This window comes from Bacillus sp. DWP3-1, from assembly GCF_049896565.1.
GTDB lineage: Bacteria > Bacillota > Bacilli > Bacillales > Bacillaceae > Bacillus.
This window is the reverse complement of the sequence record NZ_JAFCUN010000007.1, coordinates 1-24434: the sequence shown is the minus strand read 5'-3', so window position 1 is coordinate 24434 and position 24434 is coordinate 1. Positions and strand designations below refer to the sequence as shown.

The following is a 24434-nucleotide window of genomic DNA, read 5'->3' as shown; positions in this document are numbered from 1 at the left end:
TGAACAATTCCTGATTAAGATAGAAGTACAACATCATATATTTGATCCACTAGGGGAGTCCTTTAAAAGGGCTGAGATAAAAGTGTCGACTTTTAGACCCTCATTACCTGAACAGGTTCATACCTGCGTAGGGAAGTGGTGCGGTTTTTGACTATGCTTTTTACAAATTCCAAGCCACTTTCCACGCGGAAAGTGGCTTTTTTATATGGAAAAACAGGAGGAGAGAAACATGACGTTTTCAACTGAATGTAAAGAAGCAGCAGCAACATGGTGGAATGGAAGCTTCACACACCCATTTGTCAAAGGGATTGGAGATGGCACGCTTTCACTCGATCGTTTCACGTATTATGTGATGCAGGATTCATATTATTTAACTCATTTTGCAAAGGTGCAAGCATATGGCGCAGCGATTAGTGAGGACTTACATACGACGGGCAGAATGGCGTATCATGCGCAGGGTACGTATGAAGCAGAGCTGTCGCTGCATAGAAAGTTCACAGAGCTTTTGCAGATTTCAGATGAAGCCATCGAGAACTTTAAGCCTTCTCCGACTGCTTATGCGTATACCTCTCATATGTATCGATCTGTGAAAAGCGGGCGATTTGAAGAGATTTTAGCCGCATTATTGCCGTGCTACTGGCTATATTATGAGGTGGGTGAAAAGCTGAAACAAACCACACCTGACCATCCGATTTATCAGGAATGGATTTTGACATATGGAGGGGATTGGTTTAAGGAGCTCGTCTTTGAACAGGTCAACCGCTTTGATGAACTAGCCGAAAAAGCGTCAGAACAAGTACGGGCCAATATGAAAGAAAATTTTGTGATTTCAAGCTATTACGAGTACCATTTCTGGGAAATGGCGTATCAAAAAGAAACATGGCAAACAGCATGCTTAGATGGGGTTGGTGCAAATGGAACTCCACGCAGTGACAAATGATTCGCTTCCTGTGGATGAACTGATCAAACAAATAAAAGCCATCGCACCTGAAGTGGATTTTATTCATATCCGGGAACGGTCTAAAACAGCAAGTGAGCTTGTTGATCTCGTGAAAAGACTCTTTTTAGAAGGTGTACCGAAAGAGAAGCTCATCATCAACGACAGAGTAGACGTTGCACTGCTCACCAATATTCACCGGGTACACCTCCCAGGCCATAGCTTTTCGCCAAAAGAGCTGCGGCAAAAATTCCCTCACCTTCATGCGGGTGTCTCTGTTCATTCGATAGAAGAAGCGAAAGCAGCGGAGAAAAATGGAGCAGAGTATGTCATGTTTGGGCACGTATATGACACCACTTGTAAACCAGGACTTCAGGCAAGAGGCGTACAGCTTGTGAAAGAACTGACATCTTCACTGTCTATTCCAGTGGTGGCGATCGGTGGATTGACACCTGACCGCATTCCAGAATTGAAACACGCGAATGTGAAAGGGATTGCTGTCATGTCTGGGATTTTTACTCATCATCAGCCGCGCATGATGGCACAAGCATTTTCTAAACAGGTAAAGGGGCATCCTTATGAAGAAGCATTATGACGTTGCAATCATTGGTGGTGGAATCATAGGAATGTCCATTGCCTATCACCTTGCAAAAGCAGGAAAGCAGGTCGTCTTACTTGAGGCGAATGAGGTAGGGAAGCAAACGACAAGTGCGGCTGCTGGGATGCTCGGTGCACATGCTGAAGGAGAGGGGCATGAGAATATTTTTTTCCAAGCAGGCAGAGCAAGCCAGGCATTGTACGAGAAGTTAAAAGTCGATCTACAGCATGAATCTGGCATTGATATTCGGACATCAGCGGGCGGTATCATGAAGGTAGCCTTTACAGAAGAAGAGAAACAAGCACTTTGCCGGATGCAGTATTTGTCTACATTTGATTGGCTGGACGCAAGCAGCGTAAAAAAATGCATGCCTCAAATGGCAGATAACATCTTAGGAGCAGGTTTGATTAAAGAGGATGTTCATGTCGAACCTTATGCGGTATGCCGGGCATTTTGGCAGGCGGCGGTAAGGTTCGGGGCAGATGTGAAAGAATGTACACCCGTGATCGAAGTGAAGCGGGAGAAAGAAGCGTTAGCGATTAGAACAACGAAGGGAACATTCACATGTGATGATCTGACTGTAGCGAGTGGTGTATGGTCTGGCCGTTTTTTTGAAGAGCTTGGATTAACTCATTCTCTTTATCCAGTAAAGGGGGAGTGTGTGTCTGTATGGAATAATGGTCCAGCACTCGCGCACACCATTTACCATGATCATTGTTATATCGTTCAACGAGATAGCGGCAAACTGGTCGTTGGTGCAACGATGAAGCCAAACGAATGGCAGGCTGTTCCAACGCTTGGCGGCATCGAAGCTGTGATTCAAAAGGCGTCTCAGCTTATGCCTTCGATCAAGGAGATGCCGATTGATCAGTGCTGGGCTGGTCTTCGCCCGGCGACAAGCGACCGGCATCCCTACATTGGAAGACACCCAGAAGATCAGCGTATTCTTTTTGCTGCAGGGCATTACAGAAATGGCATTTTACTTGCCCCGATTACTGGAGAGATCATTCGCGACCTGATATTGGGTGAACCGGTCAAAAAGGAATGGCTTCACGCGTTTCGTATTGGCCGAAAGGAGGCACTGTTTGTATGAAAATTCAATTGAATGGCAGAATCGTTGATTTCGATCAAGAGAATGGAACGATCTATGATCTGCTATCAGCCTATCAGCTTGAAAATAGAGTAGTGATCGTGGAAAAGAACCAAGAAATTATTGACAAAGAAGCGTTTCAACAAGTAAAAATTCAATCTAATGACACGATTGAAATCGTTCACTTTGTAGGAGGAGGATGACAACATGCTGCACATTGGCGGAAAAACATTCACATCAAGATTATTACTTGGTACAGGGAAGTATCCATCATTTGAAGTTCAAAAAGAAGCCGTGAACGTATCAGAAGCAGAAATTTTAACCTTTGCTGTGAGAAGAATGAACATTTTCGAAGCATCTCAGCCTAATTTTTTGGAGCAGCTTGATTTATCAAAATATACGCTGCTTCCGAATACAGCTGGTGCAAGTACTGCGGAAGAGGCAGTTCGTATTGCTCGTTTAGCGAAGGCTTCTGGACTGTGTGACATGATCAAGGTAGAAGTCATTGGCTGCTCAAGGTCTCTTCTGCCAGATCCAGTCGAAACGTTAAAAGCATCGGAAATGCTACTCGAAGAAGGGTTTATCGTGCTGCCATATACATCTGATGATGTGGTACTGGCGAGAAAATTAGAAGAGCTCGGTGTCCATGCCATCATGCCGGGTGCTTCTCCGATTGGTTCAGGGCAAGGCTTACTAAACCCTCTGAATCTCTCATTTATTATTGAGCAGGCGAAGGTGCCGGTGATTATTGATGCTGGTGTAGGCTCTCCAAAGGATGCAGCTTATGCGATGGAGCTAGGGGCTGACGCTGTATTACTGAACACAGCTGTGTCTGGTGCAAAGGACCCTGTGAAAATGGCAAAAGCCATGAAGCTGGCGATTGAATCAGGAAGACTAGGCTTCGAGGCAGGACGGATTCCTTTGAAAAACTATGGGACAGCAAGCAGTCCGCAGGAAGGAATGCCGGCATTTTGAGCACACGTTATTCGCGCCAAGAGCTCTTTCAGCCAATCGGCACAGAGGGGCAAAAGCGGTTAAAAGACTCAAAGGCTGTCATTATTGGTGCAGGGGCACTTGGAACAGCCAGTGCTGAAATGCTCGTTCGTGCTGGCGTTGGATCTGTCACCATTTTGGATCGAGATTATATTGAATGGAGCAACCTTCAGCGACAGCAGCTTTACACGGAGCAAGATGTGCATGATCGGCTGCCAAAGGCTGTGGCGGCTGAAAAAAGACTCAAGCAGGTGAACAGTGACGTACATGTCAAAGGAATTGTCATCGATGTGACCGCTCAACATATTGATGAACTTGTCAGCGGGGCTTCGATTATCGTTGATGCAGCGGATAATTTTGAGGTGAGGATGATTGCAAATGATGCTGCTGTCAAACATCAAATTCCGTTCCTTTACGGAGCCTGTGTAGCCAGCTATGGTATTCAATTCACTGTGATTCCTGGTGAGACGCCATGTTTACACTGCCTGCTTGAACATTTACCCGCACAAGGCATGACCTGTGATACAGCCGGTATCATTAGTCCAGTGGTGCAGCAGGTGGCGGCATATCAAGTGGCAGATGCCCTTAAATATTTAACAGGCCATCAAGTGACGCCAATTTTAAGATCCTTTGATTTATGGACCAATGAACGATCTGACATCCGATCAGCCAGTTCCTTAAAGAAGAAGCAATGTCCAAGCTGTGGGCTGAAGACATATCCTTTTCTCTCCTATGACAAGAGAGCGAAGGCAGATGTACTATGCGGCCGCAATACGGTACAAATCCGCAGTGCTGCTGAAATCCCGCCGCCATTACACGAAGTGGCTATTCGCTTAAAGAAAGCAGGAATGGATGTGCTTGAAAATCCGTATTTACTTTCTTGTCAAAAGGATGAATATAAGCTTGTTTTATTTAAAGATGGCAGAGCACTTGTACATGGTACAAATGATATGGCCAAAGCAAGAACCATTTATCATCAATGGATTGGCTAATGAGAGGTGTGATGAAATGACGATCAAAAAAGCATTCACAATCGCGGGTTCTGATTCGGGCGGTGGAGCAGGCATTCAAGCTGATTTGAAAACCTTTCAGGAGCTCGGTGTGTACGGAATGTCTGCGATCACAGCGATTACAGCACAAAACACACTTGGCGTTCACGGTATATACCCTCTTTCAATCGAGGCGTTAAAAAGTCAAATAGATGCAGTCGCAGAAGACTTGCTGCCAGATGCCGTCAAAACAGGAATGCTGTGGAGTGCCGAAATGATCAATACGGTTGCTGAAAAAACGGTTCAATATGAGATGAAGCTGATTGTCGATCCAGTCATGATCGCAAAGGGAGGGGCCTCTTTATTAAATGAAGATGCGGTCTCTGCGTTGAAAACACACTTGCTGCCTGTCAGCTATGCCGTAACGCCGAATCTTCCTGAGGCAGAAGTGCTGACAGGCATGCGCATTCAGACAAAAGAGGATCGCTATCTAGCAGCGGAACGTCTATATGAGCTTGGTACGAAACATGTCGTGATCAAAGGGGGACACGGCCCCTCTGGCGGTATGATAACAGACCTGTTGTATGATGGAAAAGGCTTTATAGAAGTCACAAACGAACATATTGATACCCCGCATACACATGGCACAGGCTGCACGTTTGCAGCGGCATTAACAGCTGAAATTGCGAAAGGGTACTCCATGAGAGAGGCCTTTGAAACAGCAGAAACCTTTGTCCATGAAGCCATCAAATTCCCTTTGAATATTGGAGCTGGACATGGACCTACCAACCATTTTGCTTATCAGCAAAACAGGCTCAAACGATAAGAGAATCGAACCGTCTTCACTTGCGAGGGCGGTTTTTTGATGAAAAAGAAACTTTCTTTCAGCGGAAATTGTCATTCTCTCATGATCTGTGATAATATTATGATCAGGTACTAATACTATGTCTTGAAAAAATAGGAGGCTTTATTACATATGAACTTTTCTTTAGAAGGCCGTAATATCGTGGTGATGGGTGTTGCCAATAAACGAAGCATCGCTTGGGGAATTGCCCGCTCACTTCACGAAGCTGGAGCTCGTTTGATTTTTACTTATGTTGGAGATCGTCTTGCTGAATCTGTAAAAGAACTTGCAAGCACACTTGAGCGTGATGATTCAATCATTCTTCCATGTGACGTGACAAGTGACGAAGAAATCGAAAAATGTTTCGCTACAATTAAAGAAAAAGTACAAGTCATTCATGGCGTTGCGCATGCGATTGCATTTGCAAACAAGGAAGAACTTGTCGGTGAATACTTAAACACGAACCGTGAAGGTTTCCTTTTGGCGCACAACATTAGTGCATACTCATTAACAGCTGTAGCAAAAGCAGCACGTCCATTGATGACAGAAGGTGGAAGCATCGTCACGCTTACATACTTAGGCGGAGAGCGTGTGGTATCTAACTACAACGTAATGGGTGTAGCGAAAGCAGCACTTGAAGCAAGTGTGAAATATTTAGCAGCTGATTTAGGCGCAGAAGGTATCCGTGTGAACAGTATTTCTGCTGGTCCAATTCGTACGCTGTCTGCAAAAGGCATCAGCGGCTTTAATACAATCCTGAAGGATATTGAAGAGCGTGCACCGCTTCGCCGTACAACGACTCCTGAAGAAGTTGGCGATACAGCTCTATTCTTATTCAGTGATCTATCACGCGGCATGACAGGTGAGAATCTGCATGTTGATTCTGGCTTCCATATCATTGCCCGCTAAACGAATCATTGAATTGCAGCATACCAAAGATGGGTATGCTGTTTTTTTATTTTTCTTCTGATTTGAGACATCCGCTCATATATATAAGGAATGAATCATTCGGGAGGGATTAGTATGTCAAATAAAGGTGATGAGAACCAGAAGCCGCTTATGTATATTGTTCAGCCGAGCTATGATGAATCAATGCCGGCCATGCAAAATATCGTGAGAAAGCGAAAGAAATCAGAAAAACCGCAAGAAAGTCATCAGAGTGCAAAAGACGTGATCGAAGAAAGTACGCACGAGGAACCCGTGGCTCAAGAAATAGAGAAGAAAAAAGAAGTCGGGCCGCCTGAACTTCAGCAAGAACAAGACATCACACAAGAAGCAGAACTTGCACAAGAACAAGACATCACACAAGAAGCAGAACTTGCACAAGAACAAGACATCACACAAGAAGCAGAATTTACACAAGAACAAGACATCACGCAAGAAGCAGAGCTTACACAAGAACAAGACATCACACAAGAAGCAGAGCTTACACAAGAACAAGACATCACACAAGAACCAGAACTTATACAAGAACGAAAACCCCAGCGAGAAGAGGAAAAGCCGCCAGAAGGTGTATTTCATGAAACAAAAGAAGAACCTAGAAGAAAACGAGTGAAAAAGCCTTTAAGTCAGATGAGTATTGACGAAAAAGTCGATTTTCTCACAAGCCTGCCTCATAATATGCCAAGAGCCCTTTGCCTGATTGAAGCTGATGGTAAAACATATAGAGGAATTATCATGGATCGAAAAGAAGATCTAGTGGTCATTCGAACAGCGGGCGGGGGAAATCCAGTTGAATTAGCAATAGATGAAATTTCCTCGATTCATCCGCTTGGCTTTTAACGAATAAAAAAAGTCCCATAGAGGGACTTTTTTTGTTAGCAGTTACGGTTGATGAGTCGTGGATTTAAGCACTCGATTGCGCAGAAGCAGTCAAGATCTACTTCAATGCAATACTTCGATTTTTCTAATCGGAACACATCACATAAGGAATCTTTATCTGTAAAATCTAAAATATGACGGTCTTTGTCAAATGCAATAAGCAAGCTGAGTGTTGCGCAGTGATCACAGATGTGTTCGACTCTGAAAAATGCAGTGCTGAAGCAAGGACCTGCATCTACTTCTCCGACGTTTCCGAATGCGACGAATGGTTTTGATTTGGATGTAAAGAGAACAAACGGGACAGTATCACCTAATGAATGGGATGTAGAAAGGAGATTGCTGTAACAGCTGGTCGGGCAATCTTCTTCGACGGCACTTTGTAAGTCGTTAATATTTTCAACAGCCTCTGCTACACAGCTCCATGAATGTTTGCGGCTCATATTCAACCCTCCTATACTAGGAAATTTGTTTGAGTGTTTGAGCACTGTCATCATCTACAAGCTTTTTTGTTTTGCCAGTTGATACATCTACTTTCAATCAATGCGGAAGCGGCAGCTCTTATGCTGACTGCTCCGCATGATTGGCTGTCATTCGTAAGGAAGGGGATGCTTTGACTCATGACAAGTTAGGTCAACGGACGATTGGTTTAGCCGTGGTGATGATGCTTTTTATCTTTCGATGGCATGACTCTGTCGACAAGCTCTGGGTTTAAACATTGGATCGCGCAGAAGCAGTTTAGATCAACTTCAATACAAAAGTCCGTTTTTTCTAGACCAAAGAAGTCAGGGTCACAAGGGTGACACACGCTTAGCGTATGTCCGTGTACATCAACAGGTCTTAATACAGATAACGTAGCACAGCAGTCGTGTAATTTTTCAACCCGGAAGAAAATGGATTCGAAGCATTGGCAATCGTCAACAAATCCTCCAATGTTTCCGAAAGTAGAAAACAATCCGCCCTTTTTATCAAAAATTAAAAACGGAATTGTATCTTTTCCAGAAACTGTCGGGCTTAATAAATTACTGTAGCAGCTCGTAGGACATTTATCTTCTACAGCTTCCTGCTCTGCTAAAATCTTTTCAACCGCATCGCATACACAGTTTTCATCATGTCGGCCATGGTGTTTTCCGCAGCTCATGGATTTCAGCTCCTTTAACAAGGTATTTGACTTTAGTCCTTAACAACATATGTATGCGCCCTCTAGTTGGTGTGGGTAAATGACTATTTATATTTGTTGTATTTTTATAAAAGGAAAAGCAGAGCTTTTCGCTCTGCTTTTGGACATTAGAGGATACCAATTGCAACGATTGTCGCAACAAGTGTTTGAGTAAGTGTTTGAATCGCGATCGAGATATCCGCATCGATTGTCGATACTGTAACGTTTCTTGAATTTTCGATGACAAGTTTCTGGCGGTTTGTTTGTTTGTGAGTAGCGGCTTGTAAAAGATCTTGTGTGACGCGGTCAGCTAAATCACCGTCAGCGATTGAGATATTTGTAATGGTGATAATCGCTGTTTGAACAGCTACTTGGATAGAAGCTGCAACCTGTGCATCAACAGAAGAGACGTTAATGTCACAAGAGTCTCTGACGATAATGACTTCCTCAGATGTCTGCTTTGTGAAGCTTAATTGATCAAATTCTTGTAAGACATCTTCATCATCATAATAGTGGCCATCACAAACTGCTTTTCTTTCATAGTTGTAATCGTCGTGGTGTCCGTGGTGTCCGTGGTGTGTACAGTTACGATCTAGAGCGACCCAAGAATATGGTTTAGAATCCATTTCTATTCCTCCTTCCGTTTACTTTATTAAATGCTGGAATGCGTGGTTTTGTCTCGGGCATTTACCCTAGCAGGCAACCCATTTTTATTTAATCGTTATTACGCTGCGCATCACGGCGCTGCTGAATACGATCTCGAAGTGAATTTCGTTTTGGACGTACTTTTGGTTCAGGCTGTACTTCTTCCGGATGTTTTGCTGCCTCAGCCTGCCTTTTTTTCTCCTGCTGCTGTTCTACGAAATCATTTGCTTTCTTTTGCAAGTCCTCCACTAATTTCAAAATCATTCTTCTTTGATCATCTGAGATATTTGCTTTCTGATCATCTGTGATATTGTTTTTGTTTAACACATCACTTACAAGAAGACTCGTTAATGGATCAACATCAGTATTGATTTGAAACTCCTTTTTTTCGTTCTCTTCAGCCACGATGATTTCACCTCTTTCATACGTCATGTTAGAAAAGAAAGGGTCAAAGAATGCCGGCTTCAACTAAGAGTACATTCAATGTTTGAGTGAGAATTTGGACGGAGTTCATAATGGATGCATCTGATAATGTAATCGTAATGTTATAGCAGTTGATGATTTGAATCACAGTTTTCTTTTGGACTGTCACTTGTTGTGTGGATAAAAGCTGATCTGTGATGTCTGCAGCCAATTCATCGTCTGGTACAAGAAGTTGAATTAAAAGAGTAATGATTGTCGTTACGGTCGCTTGAAGGGAGAGTGCAGCTGTTACATCTGTTTTATGAATTGTGACATTTTCGGAATCTTTGATCTCAATGAAATCATCATAATTGCTGATTAATTCGTTTAACAGTTGTGTGTATAATAAATCAGCACTTTCTTCAATAGACAATACTTTCACTCCTTTCTTATCTATACATTATTTAATGCAGCAGAGGCTCAAGGTGGAATCGGAAAGCGTGAAAAAGTACAACCCAATTTTATTTCCGCTCGATTCATCATGGCGGTCTTTCTTTTTGCATATATAAAGAAAGGACGCAAAAAAGAAGAAAAAAGGAGGTGGAGGCTCCTGAGTGGTGCTTTGTCATTTGTCGTGTTTGCCCTCGCATCCTTTAGACTGACGAGGCTGATTGTGTTTGATACCATTACTGCTCCTTTCCGCCGTTTATTTCATGAAGAACAGGAAGAGGTCAATGAACAAGGTGAAGTGGAGACATATATCATCATTAAAGGTAAAGGGCTGCGGTCTTGGATAGGAGAGCTGTTAAGCTGTTATTGGTGTACTGGCATGTGGTGCACTGCTGCTTTACTTCTGATATACATACTATTTCCTGTCATCAGCATGTGGCTTAATTTACTATTAGCAATTGCCGCGGCAGCAGGCATTATTGAAGCGATCGTCTCAAAGCTGGTGAAATAAACAGGCATACTGATCAGACACGCTTTCAAAAAATGCATATACTATCATGGAATAGGAAAGGAAGGGTTGCGATGAAACCAACTGAAACACCGTCACATATGCTTCAAGGTTATCCAGCGCAGTCAAATCAACAATCTGTTTATACGAAGAAAATCAAAAAAGCAGATTGCGGTTGTGGAAAGAAAAAGAAACCTCAATAGAAGAAAAAACAAAAGCCGGATTTATCCGGTTTTTTTGTTGCCCTTTTTTTGAGTGATGCATATGTAAGAGAGAAGGGGTGACCAGAATGGATGCATTCGAACAATTAATCGGCTCCTTGTTCACTAAACCTCATGATGGAAAAGAACAAGCGCACGAAAAGGGTGAAATGGATCTAGCGGATAAAGCGAATGATCTTGAGCAGCACTTAAAGGTATTTGGCGAGAAGATGGATGCTTTTGCGAAAGAAACAGAAGCATTCATGATGCGTCATGGAGAGGCAGATTACGTCTTTAAACAGCAGAAATAAAAATTCCGCACTTTTTTATGTGATCGTCCAAACCATTTGTAGTATTTTTCATATTTTGTAAGGGAGAAGAGGAGGTGCTTATATATGAGTTGTTACGGTTACGGTGGCGGTTCTTGCGGCGGCTACGGCGGAGGTTATGGCGGCGGATATGGATCAACATTTGTTCTTGTCGTCGTGCTTTTCATCCTTCTAATCATCGTTGGTGCTTCTTTCTTTAACTAAACAGTAAGAAGGTGAGGGAAGCAATGGGGGAGCCTTTTGCTTTCCTTTCTCTTTGGGCAAACAAGGCTTTAGGATAGGCACATATCTCGCCTATTTTCATATAGTAAGGTGATTACTCCACAAAGAGGAGGCAAATGAATGGATAATAAATTCTTTAAAAGCGTTGAAAATAAAACGGGTGTGAATATGAATGATGTTTTTAAGCTTGCAGGTTCTTTGCAAAATGCCAACTTTAAAGATGAAGCAACGGTTCGAGGCGTCATTAAAAAAGTAGCGCAGCTTGCGAATAAGCGTGTACCTAAAGAAATGGAAGACAAAATCGTTCAATCGATTATAAGTGGAAAAGAAAAGCTTGATTTCAATACAATCGCTAAAATGATGAACAACAAAAAATAAACAACAGGCTCTCCGCTTAAAGGGGGGCCTGTTGTTTTTCTGTGAATAATTCTCGGTTTTTCTTTAGTAGGGGATACAAAAAGCGCGAGCGATGAGCGGTTTTTCCTCGCCTAAATGATGGAACAGATAGATAAAGAGATTGTTCAGCTCTTGTCATGGCCACGTATAATAAACGGCGTTCTTCTTCTAGGGCTTCTTCATCACCGTTTCTTAGTTCATCGAGTGAGAAATCATGAGGCAGTGCTCCGTCGACCACGCAAGTGATGTACACCGTTTGGAATTCAAGTCCCTTTGCGCGGTGAATCGTCATGAGCTGAACACCTGGTTCGTCTGTTTTTTCCTTTTCGGCAGATTTCATATGTTCGGCATGTGCGAGAAAGGCTTCAATCGTTTCAAAGCGTTTGGCGGCGGTTTTTACATCTCGTACATCATCCGCCCCTTTTTCAAGCACATTCGTATCGTTCACTCGTTTTTTTAAGTAATCACCAAGTCCCATCTTTTGTTCAATAAACGTCACAGCGTCAGACGGCTTTAACGTTCGTAACGTGCGGAACAGAGGAACAATGGATTGCAGCTTTTTCCGTTGAAACGGCTGAATATCTGTTAGTTTTCCGAGTGCGTCTATCATTGAACAATCTTCCGTGATGGTCAGTGCCTTCATCGTGTTCAAGGTCTGCTGCTTTAAAAAGAAAACCGGAAGCAGCTGTTTCATAGCAGCCACATCATCGGCATCCTGACTTAAAGAGAGAAAGGCGAGAAGAACCCGAACAATTCGTCTGCTGTAGAAGGCTTTGACACCAGCCTCCGTCTCATACGGAATCGCGGATTGATGCAGACGCTCATAAATCGCGCGGCCTCCTGTATTGGTGCGAAAGAGTACGCAGATATCATTCGGCTTTGCGCCGTTTTTAATTTTCTCCTGAATATCTGCCACGATCATGGTCGCTTCCTCTTCCTCGTCATATGGATAAAAGAGCGTAGGCGGGATTGTCTCCGCACGGACGGCTTTTAACGTTTTTTCATAACGATGTTGATTTTTCTTAATAATGGCATCCGCACTTGCGACAATCGTATGATGCGACCGGTAATTCGCATGTAAATGGACGATTTGAGCCGAAGGATAGTCCCGTTTGAATTCAAGAATGAAAGCAGGATTGCTGCCCCTAAAGGCATAAATGGCTTGATCATCATCACCTACACAAAATAGCTGCTCAGATTCTCCAGCTAAAAGCTGAATCAATTGATATTGAACTGGATTAATATCCTGAAATTCATCCACTAAAATATACTTGAACCGTTCTTGATATCGTTTCAGCAGTTCAGGCTGTTCTGTCAGCATGTGCAAGCAGGCGATTGCCATGTCATCAAAGTCAAATTGCTGATTGTCTCGTTTTTGCTGTTCATAAGATTGATAGATCGTCCACATGTGTTTTTCCTTTTCATCCTTCAAATCAGGAAGCTCGCCTGGTAAAAAAGCATTTTTCCAAAAGCCGATCGATTGCAGTACTTGATCGGTAGGGTAGTCTTTTTCATCAAGTCCTTCATTTATGATGGCTTTCCGAATGTACTGTTCCTTCTGCCAGTCAAACTTGATCAGGTGCTGGCCGTTCCATTTGCTTGCATCGTCATGAAGCAGCATTTTATAAAAAAGACTGTGGAAGGTGCCTGTCACCACTTGGCTTGCTTGTGATGGGTGAAGCTGGTATTGCTTGCGCAGTCTTTCTTTCATTTCACTGCTGGCTTTTGTGGTGAAAGTCACGAGTAAGATATGGTGAGCAGGAATATGATGATGTGACATGAGATATGCCGCTCTAGCTGTCAAGACTCTTGTTTTTCCGCTGCCAGCGCCAGCCAGCACCAGCATTGGACCGTCTTTATGTGTGACAGCTTGAAGCTGCGGTGTGCTAAAGGTAATATGCGGAAAGAGCTCGATGGTATGTGCTTGTTCATTCTTTTCTAAATGTAACGCATCGCTAAATTGAATCGACCTTGGTTCCTGCCAGTCATATGATTCATTCGTTTGCGAGATGATCTGTTTACCTGTTGGAAAACGGAAGCCCCCAAGTTCTTTATAGGAAGCACTTTCCTCTTGCTCTGCATTTTTTTTCTGATCTTCTTGTTCTTCTGCTTGTTCACACATCTCTTGCTGCGTCATATGTTTATGAATAAAGGCAGGTTCTTCATGTATATTTAATCTGAAAAAGACTGGTTGTCCGCAATATGGGCAGGATAAGTGCCCTTTTTTTCCCTCGTCATGGAGGAATTGATAATGTTCTCTCGAATACGTATGTAATGAGATCGTTCGATCATGTCGTCGTGCGCATTTCAAAGCTAGTCCTCCAATAGTTAATCAATCTTAAAAAGAAACACATCTAATCATATCAAATGAGACGTGTTTCAAACAGTCATAATTAGGGAATAGTAGAGTAGAAGAGAAGCAAAGGAGGCGTTCTTGATGGGATATATAGCCCCGATTCAGCCGGATCTGTATTTTCAATATATCAATCGTCCTGCTCCTCAGGATAAAGAAGACTACGCGAAAGTAACAAAGGTTACTCGCACCTTTCATGACAAGGTATACAGAGAGCTGGAGAAAAAAGAGGACTTAGTGACAGAAGCAGAAACGAAAGTACAGCAAAAAAAGCGGGAACGTTTTGTACGAGATATGTTTATGGAAGAAGGCAAAGGCGTTCATATTAATGCGTATATATAAATGATTACGCTTTCTTCCCTTGACGAACGATGATAAAGAAAAGCCAGTGCATCATGGATGCTCTGGCTTTTTCTTTTGGTCAAACAGATAGTGTTTTTGTCATTTTGACATGTGTGATCCCTGCTTCTTCAAACGGTTCAGAAACGGCTTTGTAGCCTTTCTTTTCGTAGAAAGGAAGAGCTTGGACTTGTGCGTGCATAACCGCTTCCTTCGCTCCATTAGCAATGGCTTCTGTTTCCAGCGCTTCTAATAGTTTGTGGCCAAGGCCGAAAGCGCGCGCCTCTTTTAACACACAAATTCGTTCCAGCTTTGCCTTTGGCCCTTCAATGATCCGCAGTCTAGCGGCTGCTTGAGGCTTCATTTCATCATTATAAATGACAAAATGAATGGCCTCGTCCTCTAGTTCATCTATTTCAATCTCTAACGGGACTTCTTGTTCTTTTACGAACACTTCTTTTCGAACGTAGTATGCATCTTCTCGTTGTGTTTGTGCTGTTGCGATGACTGTTTTCAAATGTCTTTAACCCTCTTCTCCTAAAATAAATGTTTCATAGACGGTCCAAGATCCGTTCTCTAACTGATATAAAAGGTGGAAGCGATCCACGGTTTCTTCATGGTCAATCTTTCTCAGCTTTAATGTACCAAGTACGTCTGAATGCTCATCATCTGATAGTTTTTGAGCTACTGTCACATGCGGAACAAAAGCATATTCAGGTGTGCCAGCAAGTGGATCTGCGTACAACCTTTCATTGAGCGCCATGATTTCCTCGTTCGGTTCTACTTTCATATAAATGACGTTGTTTACAGGAGCGAATGAACTGAATTTTTTAATACGTAACGTAATAGGAGAAGCATTTTTTGCATACTCTCTTAACGTTGAGACGACCTCAGCCGCTTCTAGATCCGTTAATTCAAAAGGTGTTCTTAATGTTAAATGAGGCGGTATAAGTGCATAGTTCGGATCATAACGCTTCCGGTAAGAGTTCGCAATATCTTGCAATTTTTTTGATGGAAATATAACAACTCCGTATTTCATCATGTTCCCTCCTGAATAAGAAAGTATTTATTATTGTTTATTATAACAAAATTCAGTTGATTAACGAATATGGGAGCATTTTTTTTAACGAAGGCGCAATGAGTGGCTGCCAAAACGTCCATTTATGATCCCCTTCGAATGTCTCAAATAAATAATCCGCACCTGACTGTTCAAGAAGCGCCTTTAAATCTTCATTCGGCTGAATAAAATCAAGCACTTGGCCATCTGTCGTTTTCACAGCCGTTTCTTCCAGCCCAATTTGATGGATAATGGCATAAGGGGAAAGGGCTGTCGACTGTTTAACGGCTTCTAGGACTGAATCATCAACGTAAGGAGACTGCAAAATCAGCCCGCCAAATAAAGAAGGATAATCAATCGCTGTCATAAGGGAAATCGTAGCACCTAGCGAATCACCAATAAACGTGCGTCCTGAGCCAATTTGATAGGTTGGATAGTGCGTATCAATATAAGGGACAAGTTCATTTGCTAAAAAGCGTTTATACGCTTCAAACTTTGTGCCATCTGGATGATACGTATTCCGTCTTTCCGAGACATTTTCATAAGGGACACCAATGATAATCGAGCGTTCCATTTCTTTGTTTTGCATCAATTCTTCCGCCTGTCTGCCTATTTTGCCTAAGCGGAAATAATCATGACCATCTTGGGCAATGATGACATGATATGTATAAAGGGGGGAGTAATTGACTGGCAAATAGATCAAAAGGGTCATATCCGCCCCAAGTTCTTTTGAATGTAAGGTTTCTTCTTGAATAATGCCTGTTTTCTTCACCATAATCCATTCCTCCAGCTAACCAATTTCATCACAAAGTGAAACGTTTCCATTCATTGTAACATGAAAAACAGCGTTGTTCCTATATGCTAACATGCAATCAATTCAGTTAACACCGAATCTATTGTAAAATACAGAAAATTTCAATTAATTGTTCCGATTCCTCTTGAAAAATAAGATTTAATGCGTTACAGTATTAAGAATTAGAACAGACAGACAATACATTCTTATCGTGAGAGGTGGAGGGACTGGCCCTTTGAAACCTCAGCAACCGGTATGCATCACTTCATGTGATGTACCAAGGTGCTAAATCCAGCAAGCAGCTTTTTTGCTTGGAAGATAAGAGGAAGCGATTAAACCCCTTCTTCTTATGAAGAAGGGGTTTTCTGTTTTGAAATCAGATTTTACTTAGGATGGTGTCAAATGACAGAACATGTGGAAACGACATTAGCGCAAATTGGAAACCGCAGCGAAGAGGCGACTGGCACGGTCAGTCCCCCCGTTTATCTTTCAACAGCATACAGACATAGAGGCATAGGGGAATCAACCGGATTTGATTACATTCGAACGAAAAACCCAACAAGGCAGCTTGTAGAGGATGCGATTGCTTCACTCGAAGAAGGGACGGCCGGCTTTGCCTTCAGTTCGGGAATGGCTGCGATCCAAACGATCATGGCATTATTTGAAAGCGGAGATGAACTCATCGTCTCATCAGACCTATATGGCGGTACATACCGTTTGTTTGAAAACGAATGGAAAAAGTACGGCTTACGGTTTCTTTACGATGATTTTTCAGATGAAGACTGTTTACGTTCTAAAATCACGCCAAACACAAAAGCGGTCTTTATTGAAACGCCGACAAATCCACTTATGCAGGAAGCAGATATTCAAAAAATAGCAAAGATTGCAAAAGAATATGGCGCTTTGGTCATTGTCGATAACACCTTTTACACACCCGTTTTGCAAAAGCCGATTACACTTGGAGCGGACATTGTCATCCATAGCGCAACCAAATATTTAGGCGGACACAATGACGTCCTTGCCGGTCTTGTGGTGACAAAAGGAGAGCAGCTGTCTGAAGACATGTTCCAGCATCAAAACGCAATTGGAGCCGTTTTATCTCCGTTTGACTCATGGCTTTTAATGAGAGGAATGAAAACACTGGCTCTTAGAATGCGCCAGCACGAGGCAAATGCGAAGGAGCTGGCAGAGTTTTTAAAGAAACAGCCAGAAATTCAAGATGTCCTTTACCCAGGCAAGGGAGGAATGCTGTCATTCCGTGTAGCCAAGGAGGACTGGGTCAATCCATTTTTGAAGCAGCTGAAAACGATCTGTTTTGCTGAAAGTCTTGGCGGAATCGAAAGCTTTATTACGTATCCTGCAACGCAAACGCATATGGATATCCCAGAGGAGATTCGCATTGCAAATGGCGTTTGTAACAAACTGCTCCGTTTCTCCGTTGGCATTGAGCACGTAGATGACCTGAAAGCAGACCTGAAACAGGCACTATCACAAGTGAAAGAGGAGGTACACGCCAAATGACCACACACGATTGGACACTCGAAACCCAACTCGTTCATAATGCGTTCAAAACAGATCGTTCAACAGGTGCAGTCAGTGTGCCAATTCAGCATGCATCCACATTCCATCAAAGCAGCTTCGATGAATTTGGTCAATATGACTACTCAAGATCGGGGACTCCTACACGTCAAGCATTAGAGGATACGATTGCGGCGCTAGAAGGAGGAACAAGAGGGCTTGCTTTTGCATCAGGCATGGCAGCCATCTCAACTGCTTTTCTTCTATTATCAAAGGGCGATCATGTCCTTGTCACAAGAGATGTGTACGGTGGTACATTTCGAATGATCACCCAAGTTCTTTCGCGATTTGGCATCGAGCATACCTTTGTGGACATGACCGATTTGAATGAAGTCAAAAGAGGCATTCAATCGAATACAAAAGTCATTTACATGGAAACACCGTCAAACCCGACTCTAGGTATTACGGATATTGGGAGCGTCGTCCAGCTTGCCAAAGAACATGACTGTCTGACATTCTTAGATAATACATTTTTAACACCTGCTCTTCAGCGTCCGCTGGACCTTGGCGTTGACGTAGTCCTGCACAGCGCAACGAAATTTTTGAGCGGTCACAGTGATGTACTGTCAGGCTTAGCTGTCGTGAAAGACGAGAAGCTGGGAGAAGAACTCTATTCGCTGCAAAACTCCTTCGGCGCGGTGCTTGGCGTGCAGGATTGCTGGCTTGTGTTAAGAGGGTTAAAAACCCTTCAGGTCAGATTAGAAAAAGCAAGCCAAACGGCCTTCGAACTGGCCTCATTTCTCAAAGAGCATCCTGCGGTGAAAAAAGTGTACTATCCAGGCTTAGATGACCATCCAGGGGCGGACATTCAGCGAAAGCAGGCAAGCGGAGCAGGAGCTGTTCTTTCATTTGAATTAGAAAACCAAGCAGCTGTCAAAGAATTGGTGGATGCTGTCACATTACCTGTATTCGCCGTCAGCCTTGGCGCCGTCGAATCCATTCTGTCATACCCAGCCAAAATGTCACATGCCGCTATGCCAAAAGAAGAAAGAAAAAAAAGAGGGATTACAGATGGCCTGCTTCGATTAAGTGTAGGGGTCGAAAACGGAGAAGACCTCAAACGCGACTTCAAACAAGCACTAGACCAACTAAAGCCTGTTCTTGTCAACCAATCATAAAGGAGAGAAAAAAGCCGGTCCGGCTGCCGGCTTTTTGACCTTTTTTGAATAAAACCATTGACGACGAATCATGATGGTTATATAATAGAGACTGTCAGTAACAGAAAGCCCAGAACTGATACATAACCCGATTCCGTAGCTCAGCTGGGAGAGCGCTACCTTGACAGGGTAGAGGTCGCTGGTTCGAGCCCAGTCGGAATCATCGTTTAAACCCTTGCCTAGCAAGGGTTTTTTTGTTTTTTGCAGGTTGTTTTTTTAGGTTAAAACGATTAAAGTGTTCTGCGGTGTTAAATTCTAATTTGTTTGTGACATGATTATAAATATCTGAGGGTATTTTAGCACTAGCATGTCCCGCTCTTTTTTGAATAGATGTACCCCACCTGTTTGGGATGGGGTATCTGCATCAATACATTCAATATTTGTCTGGTGTAATTTAAATAAATAAAGTTCGTTTATCTTAATATTTAATAATGGTTCTTCCTAAATGTTGACCATTTTTAATGGCTTCAATTTTTTCAGGTAACGTATTGAGAGTAATCTCATTGACTAGGGTCGTTTGGGAGATATTCCATTCGTTTGCTATCTCGTTCCAAATGACTTTGCGTTTATTGATTGGTACATTTACAGAATCGATCCCTAGAAGGTTGATCCCTCTTAGAATAAAAGGTAACACAGTTGTTGTTAATTTAATTCCGCCTGCATTCCCGCACATGCTCATGCTTCCACCATAAGAAATTTGAGGAATGATCACAGAAGCCACATCTCCTCCTACGGTATCTAAGACGAAGTCAAATTTTTGCTTGTTTAATGGTTTTTTTAGCTCTCCTAACTCGTTTGCAAAAATGACATCAGCTGCTCCTAAAGATTTTGCTATATCAACTTGATGATCTTTACGCACTAAAGCAAAAATATTGTTGTACCCAATTTTAGATAATAATTGTATAGCAATGCTACCAACTCCACCAGTTGACCCTGTAACGAGTATATTAGGTTGATTTTTCGTACTCATACCATTTTCCTGTAAAGCCATGATAGAAAGAGCTGCGGTAAAGCCTGCTGTTCCAAAAATCATTGCTTCTTTTAAAGTCAAGTTATTTGGCAAAGGAACAATCCAATCCGCAGGTACTCTAGCATATTCAGAAAAACCTCCAGTGTGGCTCATGCCCATAGCGAAACCTGTGACAATCACTTGTTGACCCTCTACGAAACGATGATCTGTTGTATGAACGATAGTCCCACTTAGATCAATTCCAGGAATCATTGGATAGTTACGAATAACACCTCCATTTTTTTGAACAGCCAGCATATCTTTATAATTGATTGAAGAATATGCTACTTTAATTAATATTTCTCCTTCAGATAAATCATTAACACTTACATTTTGAAGATCATAACTAACTTGATCATTTTTTTCTGTAACTAGAATCGCTTTAAATGAATCCATTGTTTATCTTCCTCTCTAAAAATATATTACAACAAAATATTTCTGGTGCAAAAGTATTTCAATTAAAAAACTACCATGATATTATAGGTAAAGTCAATGTGGGGGAGATAAAATGGAATTATTAGAGTGCATAAATTTTTTACTAAGTGTTAGTCAAAATAAAGTGTTCAAGTACTTTAGTAAACTTTTAGAGGAATGTGATTTGACACCCGCTCAATATGGTGTGTTGAACTGTCTGTGGAGAGAGGGTCAGTTATCTCCTAAACAAATTGGAGAACTTGTATATTTAGAAGCCTCAACAGTTTCTGGAATTTTAGATAAAATGCAAAAAGCTGACTTAATTGAACGCACAATAGATCCAAACAATCGAAGAAATATTTTAGTAGAGGCTACTCAAAAATCTTTAGTCATTAGAGATCAAGTTGAAGCAGCAACAATTGAACTGAACGAGACAGCGCTTCAAAACTTGTCAAATGATGATAAGGTTGTACTAAAGAAAGCATTAAGTACAATTATAAATAATTTTCAATGATGTACTTTTATAAACAAGTTCCATATTAAATCGATAACTATCACAAGGCTCCTTTACAGGAGCTTTTTTCAGTTTCTTTTCGGTGCTTTGTAAATCCTTGGATGTGATAATAAATATAATATTAAGTTTTTTATGGAAATTAGGTAAGGAATGGACAAAATTCTTTCTTCAGTGGAGAATATTCAATGTTGATGGCAGCTATTCAGAATGGTTGGCTTGATGCAAATGTTGTAATTGAAGAATCATTAATGTCGTTCAAACGCGCCGGATGCGATGGCATTTTGACTTATTTTGCTTTAGATATGGCTCGGCGACTGAGAGATGGAGAATCTCAAAACATATAGGCAAAATGAAAACAGACCATGCAGGGTCTGTTTTTTTATGAGGAATTATTTGAGGACCTTCAGAAAAAGTATTGATGGAAGAAATCCTTTTTCATACCGATCACACATCTTTTAATAGTATCAGCATATTCAGTTTAAGAGGTTACTTACAAAATATTTAGAACTATCTTGTAAGAACCCTCCTAAATGTAATACGGACTTTAAATATTTTCTATTTGTCTATACTTTTCATATCGCTGTTGGATAAGCTCTTCTGAGGATAATGGTGTCAATTTTTTTAGAGATGATTCGATCACAGATTCAATCATTTGTGCCTGTGATTTGATATCATTTTGTGCTCCACCTTTCATTTCAGGAATGATTTCATCAATCATTCCTAACTGTTTTAAATCTTTTGCTGAAATTTTCATATGTTCAGCAGCTTCTGGAGCATACTTAGCGTCTTTCCATAGGATAGATGCTGCTCCTTCTGGCGAAATTACCGAGTACCATGAATACTCTAACATATGGATATGGTTACCGACACTAATGCCAAGAGCTCCACCACTTGATGCCTCTCCAATTACAATACAAACAATTGGCACTTTAAGCGTAGCCATTTCAAATAGATTTCGAGCTATCGCTTCAGAAATTCCACGTTCTTCAGACCCTTTCCCTGGATAGGCGCCTATTGTATCAATAAATGTAATAATAGGGCGATTAAATTTATCAGCTTGTTTCATCAGTCTTAGCGCTTTTCTATATCCTTCTGGATGAGCCATTCCAAAATTTCTTTCTATATTTTCCTTTGTACTTCTACCTCTTTGATGACCAATAACCGTAACGGGCATTCCTTTAAATTTTGCAATACCACCTATCATTGCTTTATCATCACCATATAATCGATCACCATGAAGTTCGAAAAAGTTTGTAAACAATAAAGGTATATAATCCAATGTCGTGGGCCGGTTACGTAGCCTTGCAATTTGAACTCGTTGAAAAGCTGTAAGATTAGAATAAATTTCATCTTGCATTTTATTTAAACGTTTTTCTAATAAATGAATTTCTGACGATAAATCTACATTATTTTCTTTCATCATTTTCTTTAATTCATCAAATTTCTCTTTTAGTTCAATAATAGGACGTTCAAAATCCAAACTCATTTTATCCTCCAAAGGTTATGATTTACCTCACTCTAATCAAAAGACTTAGAAATAGAATCAATAAATAATTCAAAACCATCCACAACTATTTTTTGTTCTGATTCTGATAAATTATTGAGGATACGTTGATAAAATGTAAGGGATTGTTCTCTTAAGCGATTAACAGTAATGTGACCCTTTTCTGTGAGGTGCAGAAAAAGTTCTCTTCTATTTTTTTCATTTACTTCACGATAAACAAGTCCCTTTTTTACTAACTTATCTACCAATCTACTTACAGTTGAAGTATCTAGTCTAAGTTTATTGGATAGTTGCCAAACAGTTAATCTTTCCACCTCTAGTTCCTCTAACGCCATCATTTGAGAAGTTGGTAGAGGTTTTTCAAATGGTCCATTCGGCAAATTTTGAGATTCGAAAACCCCAGTTAATATAATCATTTTCTTAATATCTGTTCTTAGTTTTAAGGCATCTTCTCTTTTCAAAAGGTCAACCTCCTACAATTCATGTATCATACATTAATTGTATTATACATCAATGTGGTTTTTTCACAAGCTTAACATAAGCCAATATGACAACATGGACGAGATATTTCTTCTTGTTAAATGTGTCTAATTTGTGAAATTAACAATTTCCACAAACTAAAATATATGGAAGTTCAGTCTATAGTAGGTAACATAATACTCATTGTTATGGCGGGTATCTAGTCTCGTAAAAGTGACAAGACTAATCATTTTGAATGAATAGAAGGAGGTTTCATGAATATTGCCATAACTGATGTTACATACGGTAGTAAAGTAAGAGAGCCAAAAGGTGCTCTGCGTTACTACTATACACATGCCTTAGAAATCGAAAATTCTAAGGAAGAGCTTCTCATCCAAATGGACTTTACAGATAAGCTCTCTAAAAAAAATTACACGGAGGTAATAGGAAATGAGAATTAACCACAATATCGCAGCACTTAACACATTAAACCGTTTATCAGCAAACAACGGTGCGAGCCAAAAGAACATGGAGAAACTATCTTCTGGTCTTAAAATTAACCGTGCAGGAGATGACGCAGCAGGTCTAGCAATCTCTGAAAAAATGCGTGGACAAATCCGCGGATTAGAAATGGCTTCTAAAAACGCCCAAGACGGTATCTCTCTTATCCAAACAGCTGAAGGTGCATTGACTGAAACTCACTCCATCCTTCAACGTGTTCGTGAACTAGTCGTTCAAGCTGGAAATACTGGTACACAGCAAGGTGAAGACTTAGCTGCAATTAAAGATGAGATCACAGCGCTTGTTGAAGAGGTCGATGGTATTTCTAATCGTACTGAGTTTAACGGAAAAAAATTATTAAATGGTACGTTTAATGGAGTAGGCACACCAGAAGTTCCGCCGACAGATCCAGATGATCCAAGTACAGGTACACCAGCAACTGATGGTGATGCTTTAGTATTCCAAATTGGTGCAAATGCTACACAACAAATTAAGGTAAACATTCAAGATATGAGCGCTGCTGCTTTAGGCGTTACAGACAACGATGGTGCAGTTGAGACAGGTAAGTCTGTTAAAGATATCGATGTATCTAAATTTAAAACAATTGCAGCTGATGACGATGGTGGATTTGATGATCAGTTAGCAATCGTTGATGGAGCTATTAAACAAGTTTCTGCACAACGTTCTAAACTTGGTGCAGTTCAAAACCGTCTAGAGCACACAATCAACAACCTTGGTGCTTCTGGTGAAAACTTAACGGCTGCTGAATCTCGTATTCGTGACGTTGACATGGCAAAAGAAATGAGTGAATTCACTAAGAACAATATTCTTTCTCAAGCGTCTCAAGCGATGCTTGCACAAGCGAATCAACAGCCACAAAACGTACTTCAATTATTACGTTAATAAATCAAAAGCCCCTATATATAGGGGCTCAGGCTGTCGAGAAAATCTCGACAGCTTTATTTTTTTCCTTAAAGTTTCCATTCCTCCATTTTATAATAGAGAAAAGCATACTAAAGGAAGGTGTTTTTCTCATGTTCCACACTAGAAATTCTTATCAGCACGAAGCCGAATTTGTATTGCTAGATCAACTGGTCGAAGAGGATCACCTGCTTCGTAAAATTGATCAGTACATTGATTTTTCATTTATCGTAGATAAAGTAAAACCGTATTATA

Annotated in this window: 32 protein-coding genes, 1 tRNA gene, 2 pseudogenes and 2 riboswitches; of the genes and pseudogenes, 23 read left to right on the top strand and 12 right to left on the bottom strand. The window is 41.2% G+C overall.

What is annotated here, in order from left to right; all coding sequences use genetic code 11:
- Positions 1-41: 41 nt before the first annotated feature.
- A riboswitch (TPP riboswitch) is annotated at positions 42-151 on the top strand.
- Positions 152-229: 78 nt separating this feature from the next.
- The 9 genes from tenA to ACP7A0_RS15075 all read left to right on the top strand — a co-directional run bounded on the left by tenA (position 230) and on the right by ACP7A0_RS15075 (position 7233).
- Positions 230-940: a thiaminase II gene (gene tenA / locus ACP7A0_RS15115; RefSeq protein WP_066031032.1), complete on the top strand. Its 711-nt coding sequence runs from the start codon at positions 230-232 to the stop codon at positions 938-940.
- Positions 915-1532, top strand: coding sequence for a thiazole tautomerase TenI (gene tenI, locus ACP7A0_RS15110; protein ID WP_060596016.1), 618 nt, complete (start codon positions 915-917; stop codon positions 1530-1532). Before tenA ends, tenI begins: the two co-directional genes overlap by 26 nt.
- A complete protein-coding gene (thiO, locus tag ACP7A0_RS15105) occupies positions 1516-2628 on the top strand; it encodes a glycine oxidase ThiO (protein ID WP_060596017.1) in 1113 nt (370 codons plus the stop codon). The genes tenI and thiO overlap by 17 nt, the downstream gene beginning before the upstream one ends.
- A complete protein-coding gene (thiS, locus tag ACP7A0_RS15100) occupies positions 2625-2828 on the top strand; it encodes a sulfur carrier protein ThiS (protein ID WP_034663206.1) in 204 nt (67 codons plus the stop codon). Before thiO ends, thiS begins: the two co-directional genes overlap by 4 nt.
- A 4-nt stretch (positions 2829-2832) precedes the next feature.
- Positions 2833-3600: a thiazole synthase gene (locus ACP7A0_RS15095; RefSeq protein ID WP_034322849.1), complete on the top strand. Its 768-nt coding sequence runs from the start codon at positions 2833-2835 to the stop codon at positions 3598-3600.
- Positions 3597-4610 carry a thiazole biosynthesis adenylyltransferase ThiF gene (locus tag ACP7A0_RS15090; protein WP_034663202.1) on the top strand — a complete coding sequence of 338 codons (1014 nt, stop codon included), beginning with the start codon at positions 3597-3599 and terminating at the stop codon, positions 4608-4610. The genes ACP7A0_RS15095 and ACP7A0_RS15090 overlap by 4 nt, the downstream gene beginning before the upstream one ends.
- A gap of 16 nt (positions 4611-4626) precedes the next feature.
- Positions 4627-5433, top strand: a complete 807-nt coding sequence (thiD, locus tag ACP7A0_RS15085; protein WP_066031030.1) for a bifunctional hydroxymethylpyrimidine kinase/phosphomethylpyrimidine kinase — start codon at positions 4627-4629, stop codon at positions 5431-5433.
- A 150-nt stretch (positions 5434-5583) separates the two neighbouring features.
- Entirely contained in the window at positions 5584-6360 is a 777-nt protein-coding gene (gene fabI / locus ACP7A0_RS15080; RefSeq protein WP_003211867.1) for an enoyl-ACP reductase FabI, read from the top strand.
- 114 nt (positions 6361-6474) lie between these two features.
- The gene (locus ACP7A0_RS15075) at positions 6475-7233 is read left to right on the top strand and encodes a CotO family spore coat protein (protein ID WP_278022977.1); all 759 of its coding nucleotides are present in this window, start codon (positions 6475-6477) and stop codon (positions 7231-7233) included.
- Positions 7234-7268: 35 nt separating this feature from the next.
- On the opposite strand, the gene ACP7A0_RS15070 is transcribed toward ACP7A0_RS15075, so the two are convergent.
- The 5 genes from ACP7A0_RS15070 to ACP7A0_RS15050 all read right to left on the bottom strand — a co-directional run bounded on the left by ACP7A0_RS15070 (position 7269) and on the right by ACP7A0_RS15050 (position 9908).
- Complete coding sequence (locus tag ACP7A0_RS15070; RefSeq protein ID WP_034663193.1) at positions 7269-7712, bottom strand: CotY/CotZ family spore coat protein; 444 nt, start codon at positions 7710-7712, stop codon at positions 7269-7271.
- 206 nt (positions 7713-7918) lie between these two features.
- Positions 7919-8410, bottom strand: a complete 492-nt coding sequence (locus ACP7A0_RS15065) for a CotY/CotZ family spore coat protein (protein ID WP_060596022.1) — start codon at positions 8408-8410, stop codon at positions 7919-7921.
- Between the two features lie 146 nt (positions 8411-8556).
- Entirely contained in the window at positions 8557-9054 is a 498-nt protein-coding gene (locus tag ACP7A0_RS15060) for a spore coat protein (protein ID WP_106039517.1), read from the bottom strand.
- 88 nt (positions 9055-9142) lie between these two features.
- Positions 9143-9478: a spore coat protein gene (locus ACP7A0_RS15055; protein WP_066031768.1), complete on the bottom strand. Its 336-nt coding sequence runs from the start codon at positions 9476-9478 to the stop codon at positions 9143-9145.
- A gap of 43 nt (positions 9479-9521) precedes the next feature.
- Positions 9522-9908 (bottom strand): spore coat protein, encoded by a 387-nt coding sequence (locus ACP7A0_RS15050; protein WP_034663185.1) that lies wholly within the window; start codon positions 9906-9908, stop codon positions 9522-9524.
- A gap of 177 nt (positions 9909-10085) precedes the next feature.
- Here ACP7A0_RS15050 and ACP7A0_RS15045 point away from each other — a divergent pair, with 177 nt between their 5' ends.
- The 5 genes from ACP7A0_RS15045 to ACP7A0_RS15025 all read left to right on the top strand — a co-directional run bounded on the left by ACP7A0_RS15045 (position 10086) and on the right by ACP7A0_RS15025 (position 11562).
- Positions 10086-10436 carry a DUF1360 domain-containing protein gene (locus tag ACP7A0_RS15045; protein ID WP_060596043.1) on the top strand — a complete coding sequence of 117 codons (351 nt, stop codon included), beginning with the start codon at positions 10086-10088 and terminating at the stop codon, positions 10434-10436.
- A 71-nt stretch (positions 10437-10507) separates the two neighbouring features.
- The gene (locus ACP7A0_RS15040; protein ID WP_258182060.1) at positions 10508-10636 is read left to right on the top strand and encodes a hypothetical protein; all 129 of its coding nucleotides are present in this window, start codon (positions 10508-10510) and stop codon (positions 10634-10636) included.
- Between the two features lie 86 nt (positions 10637-10722).
- A complete protein-coding gene (locus ACP7A0_RS15035; RefSeq protein WP_060596024.1) occupies positions 10723-10944 on the top strand; it encodes a hypothetical protein in 222 nt (73 codons plus the stop codon).
- 84 nt (positions 10945-11028) lie between these two features.
- Positions 11029-11166, top strand: coding sequence for a YjcZ family sporulation protein (locus ACP7A0_RS15030; RefSeq protein WP_003212017.1), 138 nt, complete (start codon positions 11029-11031; stop codon positions 11164-11166).
- 138 nt (positions 11167-11304) lie between these two features.
- Complete coding sequence (locus tag ACP7A0_RS15025; RefSeq protein ID WP_426005646.1) at positions 11305-11562, top strand: stage VI sporulation protein F; 258 nt, start codon at positions 11305-11307, stop codon at positions 11560-11562.
- Between the two features lie 16 nt (positions 11563-11578).
- On the opposite strand, the gene ACP7A0_RS15020 is transcribed toward ACP7A0_RS15025, so the two are convergent.
- Positions 11579-13891 carry a UvrD-helicase domain-containing protein gene (locus tag ACP7A0_RS15020; protein ID WP_426005644.1) on the bottom strand — a complete coding sequence of 771 codons (2313 nt, stop codon included), beginning with the start codon at positions 13889-13891 and terminating at the stop codon, positions 11579-11581.
- A 126-nt stretch (positions 13892-14017) separates the two neighbouring features.
- On the opposite strand from ACP7A0_RS15020, the gene ACP7A0_RS15015 reads away from it, so the two are divergent.
- Positions 14018-14275 (top strand): hypothetical protein, encoded by a 258-nt coding sequence (locus tag ACP7A0_RS15015; protein ID WP_034663177.1) that lies wholly within the window; start codon positions 14018-14020, stop codon positions 14273-14275.
- A gap of 79 nt (positions 14276-14354) precedes the next feature.
- Here the strand turns inward: ACP7A0_RS15015 and ACP7A0_RS15010 are convergent, their stop codons facing one another.
- The 3 genes from ACP7A0_RS15010 to ACP7A0_RS15000 are packed head-to-tail and all read right to left on the bottom strand — an operon-like array spanning position 14355 to position 16104.
- Positions 14355-14789 carry a GNAT family N-acetyltransferase gene (locus ACP7A0_RS15010; protein WP_058014269.1) on the bottom strand — a complete coding sequence of 145 codons (435 nt, stop codon included), beginning with the start codon at positions 14787-14789 and terminating at the stop codon, positions 14355-14357.
- Between the two features lie 6 nt (positions 14790-14795).
- Positions 14796-15311 (bottom strand): YjcG family protein, encoded by a 516-nt coding sequence (locus tag ACP7A0_RS15005; protein ID WP_034663172.1) that lies wholly within the window; start codon positions 15309-15311, stop codon positions 14796-14798.
- Between the two features lie 52 nt (positions 15312-15363).
- Complete coding sequence (locus ACP7A0_RS15000; protein WP_066031027.1) at positions 15364-16104, bottom strand: alpha/beta hydrolase; 741 nt, start codon at positions 16102-16104, stop codon at positions 15364-15366.
- 221 nt (positions 16105-16325) lie between these two features.
- Positions 16326-16447, top strand: a riboswitch (SAM riboswitch).
- 77 nt (positions 16448-16524) lie between these two features.
- On the opposite strand from ACP7A0_RS15000, the gene ACP7A0_RS14995 reads away from it, so the two are divergent.
- The 3 genes from ACP7A0_RS14995 (at position 16525) to ACP7A0_RS14985 (ending at position 19020) form a co-directional block, all read left to right on the top strand.
- The gene (locus ACP7A0_RS14995) at positions 16525-17643 is read left to right on the top strand and encodes a methionine biosynthesis PLP-dependent protein (protein ID WP_066031026.1); all 1119 of its coding nucleotides are present in this window, start codon (positions 16525-16527) and stop codon (positions 17641-17643) included.
- The gene (metC, locus tag ACP7A0_RS14990) at positions 17640-18818 is read left to right on the top strand and encodes a cystathionine beta-lyase (protein ID WP_106036705.1); all 1179 of its coding nucleotides are present in this window, start codon (positions 17640-17642) and stop codon (positions 18816-18818) included. The genes ACP7A0_RS14995 and metC overlap by 4 nt, the downstream gene beginning before the upstream one ends.
- Before the next feature lie 129 nt (positions 18819-18947).
- A tRNA-Val gene (locus tag ACP7A0_RS14985) sits at positions 18948-19020 on the top strand.
- 255 nt (positions 19021-19275) lie between these two features.
- On the opposite strand, the gene ACP7A0_RS14980 is transcribed toward ACP7A0_RS14985, so the two are convergent.
- Complete coding sequence (locus ACP7A0_RS14980; RefSeq protein ID WP_060596030.1) at positions 19276-20262, bottom strand: YhdH/YhfP family quinone oxidoreductase; 987 nt, start codon at positions 20260-20262, stop codon at positions 19276-19278.
- 112 nt (positions 20263-20374) lie between these two features.
- On the opposite strand from ACP7A0_RS14980, the gene ACP7A0_RS14975 reads away from it, so the two are divergent.
- Both ACP7A0_RS14975 and ACP7A0_RS14970 read left to right on the top strand, forming a co-directional pair.
- Entirely contained in the window at positions 20375-20794 is a 420-nt protein-coding gene (locus tag ACP7A0_RS14975) for a MarR family winged helix-turn-helix transcriptional regulator (RefSeq protein WP_060596031.1), read from the top strand.
- A gap of 182 nt (positions 20795-20976) precedes the next feature.
- A pseudogene (locus tag ACP7A0_RS14970) lies at positions 20977-21138 on the top strand (porphobilinogen synthase); the annotation flags it as partial.
- A gap of 200 nt (positions 21139-21338) precedes the next feature.
- Here ACP7A0_RS14970 and ACP7A0_RS14965 read toward each other — a convergent pair.
- Positions 21339-22280, bottom strand: a complete 942-nt coding sequence (locus ACP7A0_RS14965) for an acetyl-CoA carboxylase carboxyltransferase subunit alpha (RefSeq protein ID WP_066031023.1) — start codon at positions 22278-22280, stop codon at positions 21339-21341.
- 32 nt (positions 22281-22312) lie between these two features.
- Positions 22313-22759, bottom strand: coding sequence for a MarR family winged helix-turn-helix transcriptional regulator (locus tag ACP7A0_RS14960; RefSeq protein ID WP_060596033.1), 447 nt, complete (start codon positions 22757-22759; stop codon positions 22313-22315).
- Between the two features lie 273 nt (positions 22760-23032).
- Here ACP7A0_RS14960 and ACP7A0_RS14955 point away from each other — a divergent pair, with 273 nt between their 5' ends.
- The 3 genes and pseudogenes from ACP7A0_RS14955 to ACP7A0_RS14945 all read left to right on the top strand — a co-directional run.
- Positions 23033-23218 carry a hypothetical protein gene (locus ACP7A0_RS14955; protein ID WP_060596034.1) on the top strand — a complete coding sequence of 62 codons (186 nt, stop codon included), beginning with the start codon at positions 23033-23035 and terminating at the stop codon, positions 23216-23218.
- On the top strand, positions 23208-24161 hold the full coding sequence (hag, locus tag ACP7A0_RS14950; RefSeq protein ID WP_106071560.1) for a flagellin Hag: 954 nt from the start codon (positions 23208-23210) through the stop codon (positions 24159-24161). Before ACP7A0_RS14955 ends, hag begins: the two co-directional genes overlap by 11 nt.
- Before the next feature lie 131 nt (positions 24162-24292).
- Positions 24293-24434 (top strand): annotated as a pseudogene (locus tag ACP7A0_RS14945) (IS5/IS1182 family transposase); the annotation flags it as partial.